We start from the raw sequence: 1,709 nt of genomic DNA, 5'->3' as shown, positions 1-1,709 counted from the left end.
TAATGCAAGATCTGTCGCAACATTGGGGGCTGGCAAATATAATGATGGTGCTGGCTTGTTACTTCATAAGCGTAAAGATGGTGGTGCTCAATGGCTTTATCGTTATACCATTCATGGTCGGCGCCGCGAAATGGGCTTGGGTGCCTTGCGAGATGTTTCTTTAAAACAAGCCCGTGAATTGGCAACTAGGTGGCGGGCTGTTTTACGTGAGGGGCGTGACCCTATTAAAGAACGCAACAAACAAAAGCGTGAGGCAATGCGCAATCTCCATTATTTAAAAGATATTGCTCTAGATGCTTTTGAAAGCCGTAAAGCTGAATTAAAAAATGATGGTGAGTCTTGTAATTGGTTTTTACATTTACGCCTCCATATTCTCCCCAAATTAGGTTGCCTCCCCGTTTCAGAGATTACGCAAACAGAGATACGCGATACCCTTGCCCCTATTTGGCATACAAAAGCTGGAACTGCTCGAACAGCACTAATGCGTCTTAATCTTTGTCTCAAACATGCGGCTGCATTAGGGTTAGATGTTGATTTACAAGCAGTAGAAAAAGCAAAAGCTCTCTTAGGCAAACAACGTCATAAAACGCAAAATTTTCCAGCCATGGATTGGAGAGATGTGCCGGCTTTTTACCAATTTCTCTGCAAAACAACAACTATAAAACATTTAGCTTTGCGTCTGCTTATCCTTACAGGGGTTCGTAGCAATCCTTTGCGTCATATTCGTGAAGATCAGATTGAAGATGATATCTGGACAATCCCTGCTGAGAATATGAAAGGCAAGCGTGATGCCACAACAGAGTTTCGCGTGCCCCTATCATCTGAAGCAATAAAAGTAATTGAACAAGCCCGCTGTATCTCTAAAAGTGATTTCATCTTTTCACTTACCGGTCGTGGTCCTCTTTCACATACGATGATGGCGGCGTATATGAGAAAAAATAAAATTGAAGCCTGCCCCCATGGTTTTCGCTCTAGTTTACGCGATTGGCTAGCAGAAACAACCGATGCCCCCTATGAGGTCGCTGAAACCATTCTAAGTCATACAGTAGGAGGACAAGTAGAGCGCTCCTATCGTCGCACTGACTATCTAGAACAGCGCCGTGTTTATATGGATAAATGGGCCGCTTATGTCACTGGTCAATCTTAAGATATNTTATCACATGAGAATTTATATGATAAAATATTGTTTTCTATAAATAAAATACCTTCAAAAATGAACCAAAATGTGCTTAATAAATAGGCATGATTTGTTACCATTTTTTTATTATGAAAGGATTTTAGAATGACAGAAAATGATAGTCTTTTAACAGACCGTGAAAGTGCAAAATTGCTTCATATGAGTGTCTCAACATTCCGGCGCCATGTTACCAATGGCTCTTTACCAAAACCCTTAAAATTTGGTTTTTTATCGCGTTGGTTACAATCAGATCTTTTGAATGTAATCGAGCAAGCGAAACAGCAACGTCAAAATGACGCGGCATAAAAAAACCTTGTCACGTAAGGACGGACAAGGCTTTCTCAAACTCATCAATCTAGAGATAGCACAATCCGTCCTATGACGCAACGTTATAGGATTTACAATGATGTGTTCTTTTAAGAATGCGCGGGGTATTACTTGTGCCTTGCGCGGGGTTTGGCATGGGCGTTATGGAACAGCCCGTTGCCCTGCTCATGATGATAGGCTGCCTAGCTTATCCATTAAAAATGGA

The 1,709-nt window shown here is 41.5% G+C and carries 2 protein-coding genes; both read left to right on the top strand.

From position 1 onward, the window contains the following. Positions 1 to 1,147 (top strand): tyrosine-type recombinase/integrase (locus ACFIMG_RS06945; RefSeq protein WP_375679363.1); only part of this gene is annotated, 1,147 nt, incomplete at its 5' end. Positions 1,148 to 1,282: 135 nt separating this feature from the next. Beyond that, complete coding sequence (locus ACFIMG_RS06940; protein ID WP_375679362.1) at positions 1,283 to 1,483, top strand: helix-turn-helix transcriptional regulator; 201 nt, start codon at positions 1,283 to 1,285, stop codon at positions 1,481 to 1,483. Positions 1,484 to 1,709 lie beyond the last annotated feature (226 nt).

The organism is Bartonella sp. AP11XZML, from assembly GCF_042196445.1.
GTDB lineage: Bacteria > Pseudomonadota > Alphaproteobacteria > Rhizobiales > Rhizobiaceae > Bartonella.
The sequence above is the reverse complement of the archived record's forward strand: the minus strand, read 5'-3'. Positions and strand labels throughout refer to the sequence as shown.

Bases quoted from the DNA above. Each gene is read 5' to 3' on its own strand.
- ACFIMG_RS06940 (WP_375679362.1), top strand. From the start codon at position 1,283: ATGACAGAAAATGATAGTCTTTTAACAGACCGTGAAAGTGCAAAATTG.